The sequence below is a fragment of the Ruegeria sp. B10 genome, assembly GCF_056539825.1.
In genome coordinates this window covers 95184-113863 of record NZ_JBQFVP010000012.1, presented here as the reverse complement: position 1 = coordinate 113863, position 18680 = coordinate 95184, and the positions used below count along the sequence as shown (strand labels likewise).

Genomic DNA, 18680 nt, shown 5'->3' with positions numbered 1-18680 from the left:
GGCGTCCTCTTTCTCGACTAAAACGCTAGGAAACGCCAGTGCCCAGAACAACAAATCTTGCAACAAATCTGCGGCATCAAACGCCGCAGATCTCAGTCATAGACGCGCTGATCCTCAATCACCAGACCATCCTTAGGCAGGGACCCGGGGGCCACAACCTCGATTGCGCCTTTCAGCTTCAGCACCTCAGCCACGGATTTCGCATAAGCCGTGTCATCGCCACCCGCGCTTTCGATCTGGACGGTCATCGTGTCCATCTCACCCTGACGGGCTGCGATCACGCGGGCTTTGACGATCTCGGCATGTTTGTCGACCAGCGCGGCCACCTGCTCGGGCCGGACGAACATGCCCTTGATTTTGGTGGTCTGATCGGCGCGCCCCATCCAACCCATGATCCGAGCGTTCGTACGACCGCACGGCGACTGACCCGGCATGATGGCCGACAGATCGCCCGTCGCAAACCGGATCAGTGGGTAATCCGGGTTGAGTGAGGTCACCACGACCTCGCCAACCTCACCGGGCGCAACCGGAGTGCCGGTGCCAGGGGTGACGATTTCGACGATGACGTGTTCGTCCAGAATCATCCCCTCCATCGCCGCGCTTTCATAGGCGATATTGCCCAGATCGGCCGTGGCATAACATTGCAGACAGGCAATGCCGCGATCCGCATACTCCTGCCGCAACGAGGGGAACAGCGCGCCCCCACCAACAGCGGCCTTGGAGAAACTCAGCGCAACGCCCATGGCATCGGCCTTGTCCAGAATGACCTTCAGATAGTCCGGCGTGCCCGCATAGGCCGTGCATCCAACGTCGCGGGCGGCGGTCACCTGCAGCTCGGTCTGGCCGGTCCCGGCAGGCAGAACAGCCGCGCCAACCGCGCGAGCGCCGTTTTCAAAGATCATGCCCGCAGGCGTCAGGTGATAGCCAAAGCAATTCTGAACGATGTCGCCCGCGCCAACACCGGCGGCGTTCAGGAAGCGGCCCATGCGCCACCAATCGTGGTCGGTGCGGCCCGGCTCATAGATCGGGCCGGGGGATTGGAACACATGGTGAAAGTGCCGCGCGGGTTTGACTGTAAAACCCCCAAAGGGCGAGCGCTCCCCTTGCGCGCGGGTCAGGTCCGACTTGCGCAACACCGGTAGCAAGGGCAGGTCTTCGGCCGTTTTCACCGTATTAGTGTCTGTTTCAGCGAAATGCGCCATAAACCCAGGTGCAGACCGCGCCCGCTCCAGTTGCGCCTGCAGCGCCACAGCCTGATCTGAGGCGCGCTGATCCGCCGAGCGCGTTTCGAGTGCGTCGAAATAGGTCATCGCCATATCCTCCATCAGATCACAACCACCGCTTGCGGCGGCGGTACGAGCGCACATCGCGAAAGCTTTTGCGGCCTTCATCTGACATGCCGAGATAGAATTCCTTCACATCCGGGTTCTCGCGAAGTTCGGCAGCAGGGCCGTCCATCACCACGCGGCCGGATTCCAGAATGTAGCCATAATGGGCAAACCTGAGCGCAACATTGGTGTTCTGTTCGGCCAACAGGAACGAGACGCCCTCTTTCTCGTTCAGGTCTTTTACGATGCCGAAAATCTCTTCGACCAGCTGCGGGGCAAGCCCCATCGAGGGTTCGTCCAGCAGGATCGTCTCGGGTCGTGACATCAGCGCGCGGCCCATCGCGACCATCTGCTGTTCCCCGCCCGAGGTATAGCCCGCCTGACTTTTGCGGCGCTCTTTCAGGCGCGGGAAGTAATTGTAAACCAGCTCCAGATCGCTCTGGATCGCGGCATTGCCGTCCTTGCGGGTATAGGCCCCGGTCAGCAGGTTTTCCTCGACCGTAAGGTGCTCGAAACAATGGCGACCCTCCATCACCTGAATGACGCCTTTTTCCACCAGATCCGCCGGGTCGCTTTCATGAACGCTTTGGCCGCGATACTTGATCGAGCCCTTGGTGACCTCACCCCGTTCGGAATGCAGCAGGTTCGACACCGCCTTGAGCGTCGTGGTCTTGCCCGCACCATTCCCCCCAAGCAGCGCCGTGATGCCGCCTTTGGGAACCGTCAGGCTGACGCCCTTCAGCACGAGGATCACGTGATTGTAGATCACCTCGATATTGTTGACCTCAAGCAGGGTTTCCGCCTGCACATCCGTGGTTTGGGCCGCATCCAGCATCAGCGCCTATCCTCGTTCGCGTGTTCGGGTCAGGGCGGCAGCAAACCGCCGCCCCGCTTGGTTCAGAGCGCTTTAGTTGCAGCGCGTTTCGATATTGTTTTCAGCCGCATAAGCCGCCGAGTCTTCTGCGATCAGAGCATTGATGACCTCGGCATCTGTCGGTTTGAAGTCCTGAACCGGGTTCCAGGTTCCGGCTGCTGCATCCCACTGGACCACGCCCACAAGGCCGGGGCCGCCATGGTTTTCACAGGAAACCGAGAATTCAGGCCCGAAACCGACCATGCCCAGACCTTCCATCTTGGCATTGGTGATTTCCAACGCTTCCATGCCATCGCGCATCATCGACGCGTCGATCTCGGCCGTGCCGTGCATCTCCTGCGCAGTCTTTACCGCCTCAGCCGCCAACATCGCAGCATAGAGACCGCGGTTATACTGAACCGTGCCCAGCTGATCCCCTGCGCCTGCGGCTTTACCGGCATCGACGACGTATTTCTGCAGATCGTCATAGACCGGATAGTCCATACCTAGGCCCGTGAAGGTCAGGGCCTTGTAGCCGGTGGCCTTTTCACCTGCAGGTTCGACATCGAATTCAGCACCTGACCACCAGACGCCAATGAAGTTCTCCATCGGGAAGCGAATGTTGGCCGCTTCCTGAACCGCAACTTGGTTCATGACGCCCCAGCCCCACATGATCACAAAATCGGGCTTTTCGCGGCGGATTTGCAGCCACTGCGACTTCTGCTCCTGACCTGGGTGGTCGACGGGCAGCAGAGACAGCTCATAGCCGTGCTTTTCGGCCAGCGTTTCCAGAGTGCGGATCGGCTCTTTGCCGTAGGCAGAGTTGTGGTACACCAGCGCGATTTTCTTGCCGCTCAAGTCTCCGCCGTTTTCATCCAGCAGATAGTTGATCGCGCCCGAAGCTCCGTTCCAGTAGTTGGCCGGATAGTTGAACACGTGGCTGAACACCTCGCCATTCGCAGCCGAGGTCCGGCCATATCCCATCGTGTGCAGGGGAATGCCATCTGCCGTCACTTTCGGGATCAGCTGATAGGTAATTCCGGTGGAGAGCGGTTGATAGACCAACGCGCCTTCGCCCTTGGTCGATTCATAGCATTCCACACCTTTTTCAGTGTTATAGCCGGTTTCGCATTCGATAACCTTGGCTGGAACACCCCCGATGCCGCCATCGCGTTCATTCAGCAGGGTGAAATAGTCGGCGTAACCGTCGGCAAACGGAATACCGCCTGCCGCGTAGGGGCCCGTCCGGTAGCTGAGCGACGGGAACACAAGGTCGGCCATGACCGGACCTGCGGCCATCACGGCGCCCAGCGCCAGGGTTGCCAGTTTCTTGTTCATCGGGTGTCTCCTCCCTTGATTGATCCGATGGTGGTTTCGGGCGTTTGCACCCGTCTTTTTTGATTGGGCCTGTCCTTAGTGCGGGAACGGCCAGAGTCTGAGTTTCTCCTTGGCGACACGCCACAGCTGCGCCAGCCCGTGCGGTTCGAGGATCAGGAACATGATGATCAGACCGCCTACGATCACGAGGTTCAGGTGCGCCACGATGTCCGTGGGCCAACCCAGCAGGTCTACGCCGATCAGCTTCAGCACGACTGGCAACAGCACAAGGAAAGCAGCCCCCGCAAAGGACCCGAAAATAGACCCTAATCCGCCGATAATGACCATGAACAGCACGAGGAATGATTTCTGAATGCCAAAGACCTCACCGACTTCGACCGCGCCCAGATAGACCGCAAAGAACAGCGCCCCCGCGATGCCCACAAAGAACGAGCTGACGGCAAAGGCGGTCAATTTGGCCTTGAGGGGGTTCACGCCGATGATCTCGGCAGCGATATCCATGTCGCGGATCGCCATCCAGGTCCGGCCCGTGGTGCCCCGCGTCAGGTTGCGCGCGAGGATGGCGCAGACGGTCAGAAAGATCAGGCAGAACAGATATGTCGCCCATGCCGGAGCATTCGGGCCGGTGATGATGATACCAAACACATCCCGTTCCGGCGCGTTGATCTGTCCGGAGGCCGAGTAGTTGTAGAACCACGGCACTCGGTTGAACAGCCACACCAGAAAGAACTGCGCCGCCAGCGTCGCCACCGCCAGATAGAACCCCTTGATCCGAAGGCTCGGCAGGCCGAACAACACGCCCACAAAGGCCGTGATGCCTCCTGCTAGGATCACGTGGATGAACATGCTGACATCCGGGAAAGCGGTCATCAGCTTGTAGCAGGCATAGGCACCCACAGCCATGAACCCCCCGGTGCCCAGCGAGACCTGCCCGCAATAACCAACAAGGATGTTCAGCCCGATCGCCGCGATGGCATAGATCAGAAAGGGCAGCAGCAGCGCGTTGGCCCAATAGTCGTTGATGATGAAGGGAATGATCCCGAACGCCACCGCCAGCACGACATAGTAGCGGTACCGGTCAAACTTGATCGGGAAAGTCTGGCTGTCAGCAATGTACGAGGTTTTGAAATCCCCGGCCTCACGATAGAACATGTCTTACTTTCCCCATTCTTCCTGCGCCCGGTTCCGGGCCGCGGCGTCCAATTGGTTTGAGCCCTTGGCGTATCCGCTCGCCTCAGACGCGCGGACCAGTTTCAAATAGGCCAGAACGCCCATGATCAGACCCGCAAAAGCCAGGATTGCCGCGATGGTCAGCTGGCCTTCGGAAAGATCGTCCGAGGTCAGGGCTATATACCCAAACGCCCAGAACCCGGCCCATGCGATGACGTTGATGATGGCGATCAGCTTGGTCATCGCTAAACCCTCTCGATGATCTTCTCGCCGAACAGGCCCTGAGGTCGGAACACGAGGAAGATCAGCGCCAGCACGTAGGCAAACCAGTTCTCAGTCGCGCCGCCCAGCGCAGGTCCTAAGGCGAATTCGAACAGCTTCTCGCCCACGCCGATGATCAGCCCGCCGACGATGGCTCCGGGGATCGAGGTGAAGCCGCCCAGCATCAATACCGGCAGCGCCTTGAGCGCGATCAGCGATAGCGAGAACTGCACGCCTGATTTGGTGCCCCACATGATCCCCGCGACCAGAGCCACGAACCCGGCCACCGACCAGACCATGACCCAGATGAAGTTCAATGAGATGCCAACTGACAGCGCTGCCTGATGGTCATCTGCAACAGCGCGCATCGCCCGGCCCTGTTTGGTGTACTGGCTGAATGCGACCAGAGCTGCCACCAGAAGCGCCGCGATGATCGTCGCCACGATGTCCAGATTGTCGATGAAGAAGCCGTAGTCGAAGATGTTGTAGGTCGTTTCATCAATCCACAGGTTGATGCCTTGCGGCAGACCTACGTCAAGCGTCTTGATCTCAGACCCCCACATCAGGTCGGCCACGCCCTCAAGGAAGTATGCCAGACCAATGGTGGCCATGAACAGAATGATCGGCTCTTGTCCGACTAGATGGCGCATGACGAAGCGCTGCACCGCCCAGGCCAGCAATACCATCACCGCCATGGTCAAAAGGATCGCCAAGAGCGCAGGCACGTTCCAGCCAAAGTAATGGATATGAGTCCCGAAAATTGCATTGATCAGGTGGGCAAAAGGCACTTGCCCCTTCATGATCCCTACCAGTGTCATCGCCGCAAAAAGCGCCATAACCCCTTGGGCATAATTGAAAATCCCCGACGCTTTGTAGATCAGTACAAAGCCCAGGGCGACCAGCGCGTAAAGCACCCCGGCCATCAGACCGTTGAGGATGACCTCCATCGCAAATACGAGTTGTTCAGGCATAGGCGCCTCCCCAATTTACTACCCCGAAGTCAGTCATGGCTGACCCCCAGATAGGCGTCGATGACCTCTTGGTTGTTGCGCACCTCGTCGGGCGTGCCGTCGCCAATTTTCTTGCCGTAATCCATCACGACGACCCGGTCGCTCAGGTCCATCACCACGCCCATGTCGTGCTCGATCAGAGCAATGGTGGTACCAAATTCGTCATTCACGTCGAGGATGAAGCGGCTCATGTCCTCTTTCTCTTCGACGTTCATGCCCGCCATGGGTTCATCCAGCAGCAGCAGCTTCGGCTCCGCCGCCAAAGCGCGCGCCAGTTCCACCCGCTTTTTCAACCCGTAAGGCAAGCGCGACACCGGCGTCTTACGGATGTGCTGGATCTCGAGGAAGTCGATGATCCTCTCAACCGCCTCACGATTCTCGGTCTCTTCCGCTTCGGCCTTCCCCTTCCACCAAGCCTGTTGAAGGATATTGGTCTTCATAAAGCTCAGACGCCCAGTCATGACGTTGTCCAGAACGCTCATGCCTTCGAACAGGGCGATGTTCTGGAAAGTCCGCGCAATCCCCTGCTGCGCTACCTCAAACGGCCGCATCGGAGGACGCTTGGAGCCGTGGAACCAAACCTCCCCCTCCTGTGGGACATAGAACCCCGAGATCACATTCAGCATCGAGGACTTGCCAGCCCCGTTCGGCCCGATAATGGCGCGGATTTCGCCCTCGCGAATATCAAACGAGATATCCTTGATCGCCACCACGCCGCCAAATCGCAGGGTGATGTTTTTCATCTCCATCACCACGCCGCCGATCTTGCGGCCGTCTTCGGTGACATATCCTTCGGAATTATCCAGCATCAGCCTCTCCCAGACTTACGCGAAAACGGGACGGCGGGCGGGGCGATGACCGCAGGTCGAGCGGCGCTCGAACGGCCCATCATTCCGCCGCAACCTTGTGCTGCGCGACCGACACAACCGGCGCATCAACGATCTCTAGCGTTGCGGAAATCGACCCTTTGCGCCCATCCTCATAGGTCACTTCGGTTGTCGTCGAAACGCTCGAGGATCCGTCATAAAGCGCGGCAATAATATCGTGGAACTTGTCCTCGACAAAACCGCGCCGCACCTTGCGGGTCCGGGTCATCTCGCCATCATCGGCGTCCAGTTCCTTGTGCAGAACCACAAAGCGATGCACCTGACAACCCGACAGCATCTCATCCGCTGCGACCGACTTGTTCACCTCTTCCACGTGGGATTTGATCGTCTCTAACACACGCGGATGGCCCGCCAGTTCCTGGTATGACGCATAAGCCACGTTGTTACGCTCAGCCCAGTTTCCGACCGCCGTCAGGTCGATATTGATGAAGGCCACGCAGCGATCCTTGCCGTTCCCAAACAGCACAACCTCTAGAATATCGGGATAGAATTTCAGTTTGTTCTCGACATATTTCGGCGCGAACATCGACCCGTCAGCCATTTTACCCACATCCTTAGCGCGGTCGATGATCCTCAAATGGCCCGAGCTTTCCTCGATGAAACCGGCATCCCCAGTCGCAACCCAACCCTCAGCATCCTTGGTCGAGGCCGTCGAGTCCGGGTTGTTGTAATATTCGACAAACACACCGGGTGAGCGGTAGTGGATCTCGCCCGTATCGTCGATTTTCAACTCGACCGCAGGGGCCGGAACGCCGACCGTATCCGCGCGCACCTCGCCATCCGGCTGTTGCGTGATAAAGACGGTCGCTTCGGTCTGACCATAAAGCTGTTTGAGGTTGATGCCCAAAGAGCGATAGAAATCAAAGATTTCCGGCCCGATAGCTTCACCCGCGGTATAGCCTACGCGGAACCGTCCGTATCCAAGCGTATCCTTCAGCGGGCCATAAACCAGCATATTGCCCAGCGCATATCTCAGCTTGTCGCCAAAGCCCACCGGCTTGCCGTCCAGCAGCAGCCCCCCGACCTTCTTGGCATGGGCCATGAAGTGGTGGAACATATTGCGCTTCAGCTTACCCGCATCCTCCATCCTGATCATCACATTGGTCAGCTGCGTTTCAAAAACACGCGGAGGGGCAAAGAAATAGGTCGGTCCGATCTCGCGCAGGTCCGTCATCATCGTGTCGGCGCTTTCGGGGCAGTTCACGCAGAAGCCGCACCAATAGGCCTGACCGATCGAGAAGATGAAATCACCCACCCAGGCCATCGGCAGGTAAGACAGAATGTCTTCGTTCCGCGTCAGATGATCGAACTCGGCCGAGTTCTTGGCGCTTTCAATGACATTCCGGTTTGACAGCACAACACCCTTGGGCTTGCCCGTCGTGCCGGAGGTGTAGAGCATCACGCAAGTATCGTCATAAGTGATCGCCGCGATGCGCTTGTCCAGCTCGGTATCGAACCGCGCGTGCCCAGCGCTGCCTTCGGCCGTGATGTCTTCAAGCGCGTTCATCTGAGAGTGGTCATACTTCCGCATCCCGCGCTTGTCGGTATAAAGTATGTGTTTGACCTGATGCAGGTTTTCCTGAATCTCGATGACCTTGTCGACCTGTTCCTGATCACCGCAGACGACAAATTTCGCGCCGCAATGCTCAAGTACATAGGCCATCTCTTCGGCGACCGAGTCCTGATACAGAGGCACCGGAACCGCGCCCACCATCTGTGCGGCCACCATCGACCAGTAATGCGCCGGACGGTTGCGGCCGATGACGGCGATGTGGTCGCCCTTCTCAACGCCCAACTCCAGGAACCCAAGCGCGATGGCGCGGATTTCCTTAGCGGCTTCCGCCCAGGTCCAGCATTGCCAGATCCCAAATTCCTTTTCCCGATAAGCCGGGGCATCCCCGAACTCTGTCGCATTGCGATGTAGCAGCGCCGGAAGAGACGTCATCCCTTCGGCGCCCAACTGCGTCTGAGCCAATCTCTTTCTCCTCCCCACCCGACCCCTCCCCGGGTCGGAAACGGCGGGTCCGGGATGGTGCCCGAACGCCAATGCCCCGATTAGGAGCACAGTCACGATCAGCGTCAAGTTTTGCCTGATGTTTTCTCAATTCTTACGAATTGTAACAGGGTCAGACGGACTCGTTTCGCACGATCGAACATGCGCTCTAAAGTTCAGCGCAATCGAATATCTGCACACATTTGAGCATACGTCACTCCAGCGCGGCCTTGCAGGTTTATCCTGGGCCATTTTGAGATACACACGTTTCAGCGTACTCTGATTGGTGTTGGGTGACTGAGTGGCCAATTTAGTTGGCCGTTGTTTAAGGGGGAAACCAATGTCCATTCAAAAAACTGCACGAGAGTTCTTTGAGGCATGCGAAACCGGCAAAGGCTGGGACGGCTGTAAGGACTTCTGTCACGACGGGGCCACATTTTCAGCGCAAGCCGATGCTCTGGTCGATGTGACGACACTAGAAGGCTACGCCGACTGGATGAAGGGGCTGCTAAGTCCGATTCCAGATGGGCACTATGAGCTAAAATCTTTCTCGACTGACGATGAACGTGGAATCGTGAATGCATTTGCTGTTTTCCACGGAACCCATTCAGTAGATGGTCCGGTTCCGGCCACCGGCAAAACAATCGCGGCCGACTACGTTTACGCGATTGAATTCGATGGCGACAAAATTCGGCATATGACGAAAATCTGGAACGATGCGCATTCCTTGAAACAGCTTGGCTGGGCTTAACATTCGAAGATAGGAAACCCTGCGGAAAATCCCGCTGGGTTTCTTTTCTATTCTTTCATTTGGAGACCTTAACTCTGGTTTTGCCAGATGTTCACAACCAATCCCGCAGTATCGGAATCAGCGGTACATCCGCCGCTGGCATCGGATAATTGCGCAGATCACTAGCCCGCACCCATTTCAGCGCCTGACCTTCTTTGGACTGCGGTATCCCCTCCCATTTGCGGCAGGCAAACAGCGGCATGAGCAGGTGGAAATCGTCGTAGCTGTGGCTGGCGAAGGTCAGCGGAGCGAGGCAGGAGGCCCAGGTGTCGATACCAAGTTCCTCGTGCAATTCGCGGATCAAGGCGGCCTCGGGGGTTTCGCCTTGTTCGATCTTGCCGCCGGGGAATTCCCACAGACCGGCCATGGATTTGCCCTCTGGGCGTTGGGCCAGCAGGACACGGCCCTCAATGTCGATCAGGGCGACAGCGGATACTAGAACTGTTTTCACGAGCGATAATCCGCGTTGATCTCGATGTAGCCGTGGGTCAGGTCGCAGGTCCAAACGGTGGATTGCCCCTCGCCCAGCCCAAGATCGACTCCGATCACAAGATCTTGGCCTTTCATGTAGGCGGCCGCGTCTTCTTCACGATAGTCGGGGCTGACCCAGCCTTTTTCAGCGACCAGAATATCGCCAAAGGAAATGCTCAGCAGGTCGCGGTCGGCGGCGGCACCGGATTTGCCGATGGCCATGACGACGCGGCCCCAGTTTGGGTCCTCACCCGCAATGGCGGTTTTCACCAGAGGGGAGTTCGCAATCGCCAGCCCATGCACCTTGGCATCTGCGTCCGAGGCGGCTCCGGTCACGCGGATTTCTACGAATTTCGTCGCCCCTTCGCCATCGCGCACAACTTGCTGCGCAAGGTCCAGCATCACGCTTTCCAACGCCTCGGCGAAGGCCTCGTTCCTGGTAGCATCAACACCCGACGCACCGGTAGCGCACAGCAAAAGGCTGTCCGATGTCGAGGTATCGCTATCGACAGTGATGCAGTTGAATGTCCGGTCGGTCTGCGCGCCCAGCATGGATTGCAGCGCCGATTGGTCAACCATAGCGTCGGTGAAGATATAGACTAGCATCGTCGCCATATCGGGCGCGATCATGCCGGAACCCTTGGCAATCCCCGCAATTGAGACTGTATTGCCGTCAATCTCGACCTGCGCCGAGGCCCCTTTCGGGAAGGTATCGGTGGTCATGATCGCCCGCGCCGCGTCCTCGATCGCATGACGGCTGAGACCAGATTTCAGCGTCTCAAGCTGCGAGACAATGCGATCATGCGGCAGCGGTTCGCCGATCACCCCGGTGGATGAGGTGAAGACCCTCTCAACCGGAACGCCGGTCGCCTTGGAAACCGCTTGCGTCACCTCAGCGACCGAGTTTTGGCCGTAGTGGCCGGTGAAAGCATTGGCATTGCCCGAATTCACCAAAATCGCCGCAGACCCATCGCTGGAACCACCGATCTTGTCCTGACAGTCCAGCACCGGAGCGGCGCGTGTGGCCGAGCGCGTAAAAACCCCGGCCACGGAAGTGCCGGGATCAAGAACCGCCAACATGACGTCGGTCCGACCTTTGTAGCGCACCCCTGCCTCGACGGTTGCAAAACGCACTCCGTCAATCGCTGGCAGGTCGGGGAAACCGGCAGGGGCCAGTGGCGAGGTTTTGGTGATCGTGGCCACGGGTTTTTACTCCTGAATCAGGTCCAGCTGGCGGATGACTTCAGGACCAACTCCTTCAAGGGCGGTGCGTTCGATCTGAGCCTGTTGGGTCAACTCATCAATACGGGCCTGAATAGCTTCTTGCTGAATGGTCTGGGCCAGTTCATCGCGCACGGCCTCAAGCGCGGGGGCTTCAGATTTGCGCTTGTCGTTCAGGATCACCAAATGCCAGCCGAACTGCGTTTGCACCGGGTCTGAGATTTGACCTTTTTCAAGACCCAGCACGGCGTTTTCAAACTCAGGCACCATCTGGCCCTTACCGAACCAGCCCAGCGCACCGCCATTGGGGCCGGACGGCCCGGTCGAATGCTCGCGCGCCATCTCGGCAAAGTCGGCGCCGTCATCAAGTTGCGACTTGAGGGCTTTGGCCTCGTCCTCGGACCCAACCAGAATATGGCTGGCGTCAAACTCGTCTTCGCCTTCAAATTCGGCAAACTGCGCGTCATAGGCCGCTTGTACCGCCTCATCCGTCACAACATCGTTGGTCAGGGCGTTCACGGTCTGCACCGCCAGCAATGAACGCGTCTCATTATCCAGCGTCAGCGCGTTTTGCTGGGTCAGCTCTTCCTGCTGTTGGCCCAGCAGTTGCTGCTGGATCAGTTGCTCAAGCACGAAGTCATACAGCACATCATCCTCGATCTGCTGATATTGTTGCGGCAATGCTGCGACGGTGGCGACTACGTGACCCAATGTTATCTCGTCACCGTTGACCGTAGCCAGAACGGTACCTGCATCGGGCTTGGTTTCGGCGGCCAGCGGCAGCGCCATCACGGCGGTCAAAGCCAGCGATGGCAGAAAAGTGAGGCCTTTGGGCATGGAATCATCCTATTTCTTTGCCGCGACAGGGCGCAGCGTTGACACTTCAGAACCTGCCGCTTACATCGCTTTGAAGCCTTGGACAGGGCCGCCTTTCACCCCCCGTATCTATGGGTTGCGCGCAAGGTGGGCAAGCCTGTCGCAACCAAGACAAGAACAGATCCGCTGGAGTGAACATGCTGGGACTCGGAACGCTCGCCAAAAAGGTGTTCGGAACACCGAACGACCGCAAGATCAAGGCGACCCGCCCCCTGATCGAAAAGATCAACGCGCTGGAGCCCGAGTTCGAAAAACTCTCTGACGAGGGTCTGATCGAAAAGACCGCCGAACTGCGCAAACGTGCGCTGGATGGCGAGAGCCTGGATGACCTGCTGCCCGAAGCTTTTGCCAACGTGCGCGAAGGTGCCAAACGCGCACTGGGTCTTCGGGCCTTTGATGTACAGCTGATGGGCGGCACCTTCCTTCATCAGGGCAATATCTCGGAAATGAAGACGGGTGAGGGCAAAACGCTTGTGGCGACATTCCCCGCCTACCTGAACGCGCTGACCGGCAAGGGCGTGCATGTCGTCACAGTGAACGAGTATCTCGCCAAGCGTGACTCGGAATGGATGGGTAAGGTTTTTGCGTCCGTCGGGATGACCACCGGCGTGATCTGGTCAGGCCAGCCCGATGCCGAGAAGAAAGCCGCGTATGCCTGTGACGTGACCTACGCCACCAACAACGAACTTGGCTTCGACTATCTGCGCGACAACATGAAGGCCGATATGGCCGATATCTATCAGAAATACCACAATTTCGCGATTGTGGATGAGGTCGACTCGATCCTGATCGATGAGGCGCGGACGCCGCTGATCATCTCGGGTCCAGCGCAGGACCGGTCGGATCTGTACACAGCGATTGATGCGCTGATCCCGAGCCTAAGTGACGATCACTATTCGCTGGACGAAAAATCCCGCAACGTGACCTTCACCGATGAGGGTAACGAGTTTCTGGAACAGCAACTGATCGCCGCGGGCCTGATCCCCGAGGGGCATTCTCTGTACGATCCCGAAAGCACCACCGTGGTGCATCACGTCAATCAGGGCCTGCGTGCGCATAAACTGTTCCAACGCGACAAGGACTACATCGTACGTGACGGCAATGTGGTTCTGATCGACGAATTCACTGGCCGCATGATGCCGGGTCGTCGCTTGTCGGAAGGTCTTCACCAAGCCATTGAGGCGAAAGAGAACGTCCAGATTCAGCCCGAGAACGTGACTCTGGCCAGCGTGACCTTCCAGAACTATTTCCGCCTCTATGACAAGCTGGGCGGCATGACCGGGACCGCGCTGACCGAAGCCGAAGAATTCCAGGAAATCTACGGTCTGGGCGTGGTCGAAGTCCCCACCAACCGTCCGATTGCACGTCTGGACGAAGACGATCAGGTCTATCGTACCGCAATGGAGAAATACGGCGCGATTATCTCTGAGGCGAAGAAGGCCCAGGAAAAGGGTCAACCGGTTCTGATCGGCACCACCTCGATCGAGAAATCCGAAGTTCTCAGCCAGATGCTGACCAAGGAAAAGATCGAACACAACGTTCTGAACGCCCGCCAGCACGAACAAGAGGCCCAGATCGTGGCCGATGCGGGCCGCTACGGTGCGGTTACCATCGCCACCAACATGGCCGGTCGTGGTACTGACATTCAGCTGGGCGGCAATGTGGAAATGAAGGTTCTGCAGGCCCTGGCCGAAAAGCCCGAGGCCGACCCAGCCGAACTGCGTGCCGCGGAAGAGGCCAAGCACGCCGAGGAAAAACAAAAGGTTCTGGATGCGGGTGGTCTCTATGTCATGGCCTCGGAACGCCATGAAAGCCGCCGCATCGACAACCAGCTGCGCGGCCGCTCGGGCCGTCAGGGCGATCCGGGACGCACGGTATTCTACCTGAGCCTCGAAGACGATCTGATGCGCATCTTCGGCTCGGAACGTCTGGACAAGGTGTTGACCACACTGGGCATGAAAGAGGGCGAAGCCATCGTTCACCCCTGGGTCAACAAATCGCTGGAACGCGCGCAGTCCAAGGTCGAAGGCCGCAACTTCGACATGCGCAAGAACGTTCTGAAATTCGACGACGTTATGAACGATCAGCGTAAGGTGATCTTCAGCCAACGGCGCGAGATCATGTCAGCCGATGACCTGTCCGAGATCGTCTCGGACATGCGCGAGCAGGTGATCGACGACCTGATCGACGAATATATGCCGCCGAAATCCTATGCAGATCAGTGGGATACCGATGGGCTGCATGAGGCAATCAAGGAAAAGCTGACCATTGATGCCCCAGTTCAGGATTGGGCCGCCGAAGAAGGCGTAGATGACGAACAGGTGCGCGAGCGTCTGGTTAAGGCCGCTGATGAGATGATGGCGCAAAAGGCCGTCGCATTCGGCCCCGAGAACATGCGTAACATCGAAAAGCAGGTCCTTCTGCAGACCATCGATGGCAAATGGCGCGAGCACCTGCTGACCCTTGAACATCTACGCTCGGTCGTTGGATTCCGGGGCTACGCCCAGCGCGATCCGCTGAACGAGTACAAGAACGAAAGCTTCCAGCTGTTCGAAGGCATGCTGGACAGTTTGCGCGAAACCGTGACCCAGCAATTGTCGCGCGTGCGCCCGCTGACCGAAGAAGAACAGCGCGAGATGCTGGCACAGATGGCGGCCCAGCAAGCGCAAGCTCAGCAGGCCGTTGATCAGGCTGCTGGCGCTGCCGAGGCCAAGGCCGAGGCCGTCGCGTCGGGCGATGCACTGCCCGGCTTTGACGAGAACGATCCGTCGACCTGGGGCAATCCTTCGCGCAACGATCCCTGCCCCTGTGGCTCAGGCAAGAAATTCAAACACTGCCACGGCCGATTGACCTAACGTCAACAAACACCAGTCACAATCGCTCCGCTTCGCGGCCACAAATTGGCCGCGATTTTTAACGAGAGTGCGACTCGCTCCTTCAACTGGGGAGGGTGTTTTGTTCGTAGTCAGAAATTACGTGACCATGTGCGGCACGGTCGCTTGTGCCCTGGGTATTGGTTACCTGATGCAATATGGTGCGCCTGCGCAGCCGAATGGCGCGCAGGAACCTGTCGCCGTGGCTTCTGTCGCGGATCAGGCCTCGGTCATTGCCGGGCTTGAGCGTATCGTGCAAACCTCTTCCTCTGACGAGACCCCCTCTCAACCGATTGAGCGCCCTGCGCCGAAGGCCGCACAAAAGCACATCAATTGCAGCGTCAGCGCGCGTGCCACCGCCCAAATGGGTGCCAATGCACGGCTGCGGATCAAGGCCCCCTGCCGCAGCAATGAACGTGTTGAAATCCACCACAGCGGTCTGACGCTGACACAGCAAACCGACGAAAACGGCGCCTTGGATCTGACCATCCCGGCCCTGTCCGAGTACGCCATTTTCCTGATCTCATTCGAAGATCAGACCGGTACGGTCGCCACCACTCACATCATGGACATTGACCAATTCGACCGGGTCGCATTGCAATGGCAGGGTCAAACCGATCTGCAAATCCACGCCTTGGAGTTCGGCGCAAGCTATGGGCAGCCGGGGCATATCTCGGCCAATAGCGCATCGCAGGGCGCGGGCTCTGTGGTCCATCTGGGAAGTGCGGGCTTCCATGATGGACAGAATATCCAAATTTACTCTTTCCCGGCTGCACGTTCGGAACAGTCCGGCTCGGTCGCTTTGACGGTTGAAACCGAAGTGACTGAGGCCAATTGTGGCCGCGATCTGAACGTCCAGTCTTTGGAACTGCGCAGTGATCGTCGGCTGCGGTCGCGCGATCTGATCCTGACGATGCCGATGTGTACCGAAGTCGGTGAGTTTCTGGTGTTGAATAATCTGTTCCAAGACCTGACAATCGCGGCAAATTAAACCGCAGGCAGGCTCGACCTTCTCATGACACGTATTCGTGCGGCGCTGGCCGTACTGTTTTCTGTTTCGCTGGCTGTTTCAGCCGCAGCGCAGGATATTGTTCTGACATCGCATGATGGCAAGATCGAAGTCTCCGGCACCCTGCTGGGCTTTGACGGTGAATTCTACCGCGTCGACACCCAGTTCGGAGAACTGACAGTCGATGGCTCTGGCGTCACATGCGACGGCCCCGCCTGCCCCAGCTTAACCGATTTCGTGGCCGAGGTCCGGTTCTCAGGATCATCCGTCATGGCCGAGACGGTCCTGCCTGCCCTGATCATCGGCTTCGCCCAGCAAGAAGGTCTGACAGCAACCCCATCGCGCGTGGACGAACGCAGCTTTGCCTATGAGCTGCGCCAGCCAGACCGCACGGCCCCCCTCGCCCGCCTGTTCTTTCGCGTTGGAACGACGGATCAGGGGTTTGCCGACCTGATGGACAACGACGCTGATATCGTGATGGCGCAACGCGAAATCCGGGATGAGGAACGCAACGCTGCCGAGGCCGCAGGTCTGGGCGATCTGGCCCATCCCCGCCGCACTCGGATTGTGGCTCTGGATGCGATCGTGCCGGTGGTCGCGCCAGAGAACACCGTTCAACAGATCTCACCTGCGGATCTGGTCCGTGTTCTGTCGGGCGAGATCACCAACTGGACAGACCTAGAAGGGCCGGACGCTCCAATTGCCCTTCACATGCCGGACGCCGGGTCAGGCTTGTCCCAGGATGTCGAGGATCAGCTACTCTTCCCCGCTCAGGCAGTGCTGTCCGAAGGCGTTCTCCGCCACGAGCGCAATCGCGATCTTGTACATGCAGTGGCCAATGACCCGTTTTCGATCGGCATCACGACGCAGGCGGCCTCAGGCTCGACCCGCGCACTGCCTTTGGCTGGAGGCTGCGGACATGCCCTTGCTGCGACTCGACAGTCCATCAAGACCGAAGATTACCCGCTGACCTCTCCGATGTTCCTCTACCTGCCGCAACGCCGCCTGCCACGGATTGCGCGCCAGTTTCTGGCCTATACCCGCTCAGCCGACGCGCAGATGGCAATACGGCAGGCCGGGTTTGTCGATCAGGCGACCGAGAATCTGCCCATGGGGCTGCAGGGGGATCGGCTCGCCAATGCCATCGTTTCCGGTGGAGCCGAGGTCGGGCTGGAAGAGCTTCAACACATGGTCGAAACTCTGCGGCCATTGTCTAGATTGTCGATCTCCTTCCGGTTCGAGCCAGGAAGCTCTCGCCCGGATGCACAATCGCGGTCCAATATTCTGCAATTGGCCCAGGCGCTTGAATCCGGCAGCTTGACCCCTCGCAAGCTTGTCTTTGCCGGGTTCAGCGACGGCGATGGAGGCGCCAGCGCCAATGCACGGATCGCCCATCGCAGGGCACAAACGGTGCGCAATGCGGTTCTGGCCGCTGTTGAGACCGAAATCCCCGACAGTATCGAGATCACAACCGAAGGTTTCGGAGAAGCGATGCCGATGGCCTGCGATGACACGGAGTGGGGCCGAAAAACAAACCGCCGGGTTGAGGTTTGGGTGAACTAGAGAGTGACGATGTCGGACAGAAACTCGAACGAAACCGCCTGTGCCATCAAAGCGGGTGCAACGCAGAGGCGCGGAGACCATATCTGATATCTGAATAGCCGGCGGTTTTCAGGCGAGACGCAAAAATTTGCAAAGAACCTGTGACGTATTTTATAAAGGCAAAAAGGGCGAAAGCGAGGATCTGTCCTCATAGATATGAATCGGCCAAAGTGGAGCTCTCAGCCCAGATGACAATTTCAGTCGTTTGGTCGATCAACTGAAAGCGCGACTTTGCCCGTCACAAATACCCCTCTGACCGAAAGCTCAGCTCGGTTGATTTTCCGATAATCAGATGGTCGTGCAGGGTCAGCCCCAAGGCCGTGCAGGCATCCTGAATGCGGTTGGTCATGTCGATATCCGATTGCGACGGCGTCGGGTCGCCGGAAGGATGGTTGTGCACCAAAATCAGGGCCGAGGCGTTCAACTCCAGCGCTCGTTTCGCCACCTCGCGCGGGTAGACCGGTACGTGATCGACAGTGCCCTTCGCCTGCTCTTCATCCGCGATCATCACGTTCTTACGGTCAAGGTAGAACACGCGAAACTGCTCGATCTCACGGTGCGCCATCGTTGTGTGGCAATAGTCCAGCAAAGCATCCCAGCCTGAGATCACGTGGCGCTGCATCACTCGTGCGCGGGCCATGCGATGGGCGCAGGCCTCAAGGATTTTCAGATCGGTGATGACGGTTTCCCCGACGCCTTTGATTTGACGCAACCGCTCCGCGGGCGCGGTCAGCACGCGGTTAAAATCGCCGAACGTATCCATCAGCAGCCGGGCCAGCGGTTTCACATCCTGACGCGGGATGGACCGAAACAACACCAGTTCCAGCAACTCATAATCCGGCATAGCGCCCGAGCCGCCAGACATGAACCGTTCGCGCAGCCGCTTGCGATGGTCTTTGATGTAGGAGGGTAACCGACCCGTCGGCAGCGGCTGCGCTGGCGCTTCGTCCGTATCGAAAAGCATTGGGGCTTCGGCAAAGGCGTCCTGTGTCATGGGC

At 58.4% G+C, this 18680-nt stretch carries 16 protein-coding genes; 4 read left to right on the top strand and 12 right to left on the bottom strand.

What is annotated here, in order from left to right; genetic code table 11:
• Nucleotides 1–92: 92 nt before the first annotated feature.
• The 8 genes from ACR0J4_RS17145 to ACR0J4_RS17110 form a co-directional block, all read right to left on the bottom strand.
• Nucleotides 93–1310, bottom strand: coding sequence for an acyl-CoA synthetase family protein (locus ACR0J4_RS17145; protein ID WP_170643495.1), 1218 nt, complete (start codon nt 1308–1310; stop codon nt 93–95).
• 19 nt (nt 1311–1329) lie between these two features.
• Nucleotides 1330–2163, bottom strand: coding sequence for an ABC transporter ATP-binding protein (locus ACR0J4_RS17140; protein ID WP_170470807.1), 834 nt, complete (start codon nt 2161–2163; stop codon nt 1330–1332).
• Between the two features lie 72 nt (nt 2164–2235).
• Nucleotides 2236–3519: an ABC transporter substrate-binding protein gene (locus ACR0J4_RS17135; protein WP_170380266.1), complete on the bottom strand. Its 1284-nt coding sequence runs from the start codon at nt 3517–3519 to the stop codon at nt 2236–2238.
• 75 nt (nt 3520–3594) lie between these two features.
• Nucleotides 3595–4671 carry a branched-chain amino acid ABC transporter permease gene (locus ACR0J4_RS17130; RefSeq protein ID WP_170380265.1) on the bottom strand — a complete coding sequence of 359 codons (1077 nt, stop codon included), beginning with the start codon at nt 4669–4671 and terminating at the stop codon, nt 3595–3597.
• A gap of 3 nt (nt 4672–4674) precedes the next feature.
• Nucleotides 4675–4932 carry a hypothetical protein gene (locus ACR0J4_RS17125; protein WP_170380264.1) on the bottom strand — a complete coding sequence of 86 codons (258 nt, stop codon included), beginning with the start codon at nt 4930–4932 and terminating at the stop codon, nt 4675–4677.
• 2 nt (nt 4933–4934) lie between these two features.
• On the bottom strand, nt 4935–5921 hold the full coding sequence (locus ACR0J4_RS17120; protein ID WP_170462900.1) for a branched-chain amino acid ABC transporter permease: 987 nt from the start codon (nt 5919–5921) through the stop codon (nt 4935–4937).
• Nucleotides 5922–5950: 29 nt separating this feature from the next.
• Nucleotides 5951–6769, bottom strand: a complete 819-nt coding sequence (locus ACR0J4_RS17115; protein WP_170380262.1) for an ABC transporter ATP-binding protein — start codon at nt 6767–6769, stop codon at nt 5951–5953.
• Nucleotides 6770–6848: 79 nt separating this feature from the next.
• On the bottom strand, nt 6849–8792 hold the full coding sequence (locus ACR0J4_RS17110; protein ID WP_170643494.1) for an AMP-binding protein: 1944 nt from the start codon (nt 8790–8792) through the stop codon (nt 6849–6851).
• A 388-nt stretch (nt 8793–9180) separates the two neighbouring features.
• Here ACR0J4_RS17110 and ACR0J4_RS17105 point away from each other — a divergent pair, with 388 nt between their 5' ends.
• Complete coding sequence (locus ACR0J4_RS17105) at nt 9181–9591, top strand: nuclear transport factor 2 family protein (protein ID WP_170550672.1); 411 nt, start codon at nt 9181–9183, stop codon at nt 9589–9591.
• Between the two features lie 91 nt (nt 9592–9682).
• Here ACR0J4_RS17105 and mutT read toward each other — a convergent pair whose 3' ends face one another.
• Genes mutT through ACR0J4_RS17090 form a run of 3 tightly spaced genes read right to left on the bottom strand, consistent with a single transcriptional unit; the run spans nt 9683 to nt 12159 of the window.
• The gene (gene mutT, locus ACR0J4_RS17100; RefSeq protein WP_170550674.1) at nt 9683–10081 is read right to left on the bottom strand and encodes an 8-oxo-dGTP diphosphatase MutT; all 399 of its coding nucleotides are present in this window, start codon (nt 10079–10081) and stop codon (nt 9683–9685) included.
• On the bottom strand, nt 10078–11304 hold the full coding sequence (gene argJ, locus ACR0J4_RS17095) for a bifunctional glutamate N-acetyltransferase/amino-acid acetyltransferase ArgJ (RefSeq protein ID WP_170643458.1): 1227 nt from the start codon (nt 11302–11304) through the stop codon (nt 10078–10080). Before argJ ends, mutT begins: the two co-directional genes overlap by 4 nt.
• Nucleotides 11305–11310: 6 nt before the next feature.
• Entirely contained in the window at nt 11311–12159 is an 849-nt protein-coding gene (locus ACR0J4_RS17090; protein WP_170643457.1) for a peptidylprolyl isomerase, read from the bottom strand.
• A gap of 176 nt (nt 12160–12335) precedes the next feature.
• Between ACR0J4_RS17090 and secA the strand changes: the two genes are divergently transcribed.
• The 3 genes from secA to ACR0J4_RS17075 all read left to right on the top strand — a co-directional run bounded on the left by secA (nt 12336) and on the right by ACR0J4_RS17075 (nt 17643).
• Nucleotides 12336–15053 (top strand): preprotein translocase subunit SecA, encoded by a 2718-nt coding sequence (gene secA / locus ACR0J4_RS17085; RefSeq protein ID WP_170643456.1) that lies wholly within the window; start codon nt 12336–12338, stop codon nt 15051–15053.
• A gap of 100 nt (nt 15054–15153) precedes the next feature.
• Complete coding sequence (locus ACR0J4_RS17080) at nt 15154–16062, top strand: hypothetical protein (RefSeq protein ID WP_170380257.1); 909 nt, start codon at nt 15154–15156, stop codon at nt 16060–16062.
• 24 nt (nt 16063–16086) lie between these two features.
• A complete protein-coding gene (locus ACR0J4_RS17075) occupies nt 16087–17643 on the top strand; it encodes a phosphate ABC transporter substrate-binding/OmpA family protein (protein ID WP_170643455.1) in 1557 nt (518 codons plus the stop codon).
• Nucleotides 17644–17920: 277 nt separating this feature from the next.
• Here the strand turns inward: ACR0J4_RS17075 and radC are convergent, their stop codons facing one another.
• On the bottom strand, nt 17921–18676 hold the full coding sequence (gene radC, locus ACR0J4_RS17070) for a RadC family protein (RefSeq protein ID WP_170380255.1): 756 nt from the start codon (nt 18674–18676) through the stop codon (nt 17921–17923).
• Nucleotides 18677–18680: the final 4 nt, after the last annotated feature.

Bases quoted from the DNA above. Each gene is read 5' to 3' on its own strand.
- ACR0J4_RS17115 (WP_170380262.1), bottom strand. From the start codon at position 6,769: ATGCTGGATAATTCCGAAGGATATGTCACCGAAGACGGCCGCAAGATC.
- ACR0J4_RS17130 (WP_170380265.1), bottom strand. From the start codon at position 4,671: ATGTTCTATCGTGAGGCCGGGGATTTCAAAACCTCGTACATTGCTGAC.
- ACR0J4_RS17090 (WP_170643457.1), bottom strand. From the start codon at position 12,159: ATGCCCAAAGGCCTCACTTTTCTGCCATCGCTGGCTTTGACCGCCGTG.
- radC (WP_170380255.1), bottom strand. From the start codon at position 18,676: ATGACACAGGACGCCTTTGCCGAAGCCCCAATGCTTTTCGATACGGAC.
- ACR0J4_RS17075 (WP_170643455.1), top strand. From the start codon at position 16,087: ATGACACGTATTCGTGCGGCGCTGGCCGTACTGTTTTCTGTTTCGCTG.
- ACR0J4_RS17135 (WP_170380266.1), bottom strand. From the start codon at position 3,519: ATGAACAAGAAACTGGCAACCCTGGCGCTGGGCGCCGTGATGGCCGCA.
- ACR0J4_RS17105 (WP_170550672.1), top strand. From the start codon at position 9,181: ATGTCCATTCAAAAAACTGCACGAGAGTTCTTTGAGGCATGCGAAACC.
- ACR0J4_RS17120 (WP_170462900.1), bottom strand. From the start codon at position 5,921: ATGCCTGAACAACTCGTATTTGCGATGGAGGTCATCCTCAACGGTCTG.
- ACR0J4_RS17145 (WP_170643495.1), bottom strand. From the start codon at position 1,310: ATGACCTATTTCGACGCACTCGAAACGCGCTCGGCGGATCAGCGCGCC.
- ACR0J4_RS17110 (WP_170643494.1), bottom strand. From the start codon at position 8,792: ATGACGTCTCTTCCGGCGCTGCTACATCGCAATGCGACAGAGTTCGGG.
- ACR0J4_RS17140 (WP_170470807.1), bottom strand. From the start codon at position 2,163: ATGCTGGATGCGGCCCAAACCACGGATGTGCAGGCGGAAACCCTGCTT.
- ACR0J4_RS17125 (WP_170380264.1), bottom strand. From the start codon at position 4,932: ATGACCAAGCTGATCGCCATCATCAACGTCATCGCATGGGCCGGGTTC.
- secA (WP_170643456.1), top strand. From the start codon at position 12,336: ATGCTGGGACTCGGAACGCTCGCCAAAAAGGTGTTCGGAACACCGAAC.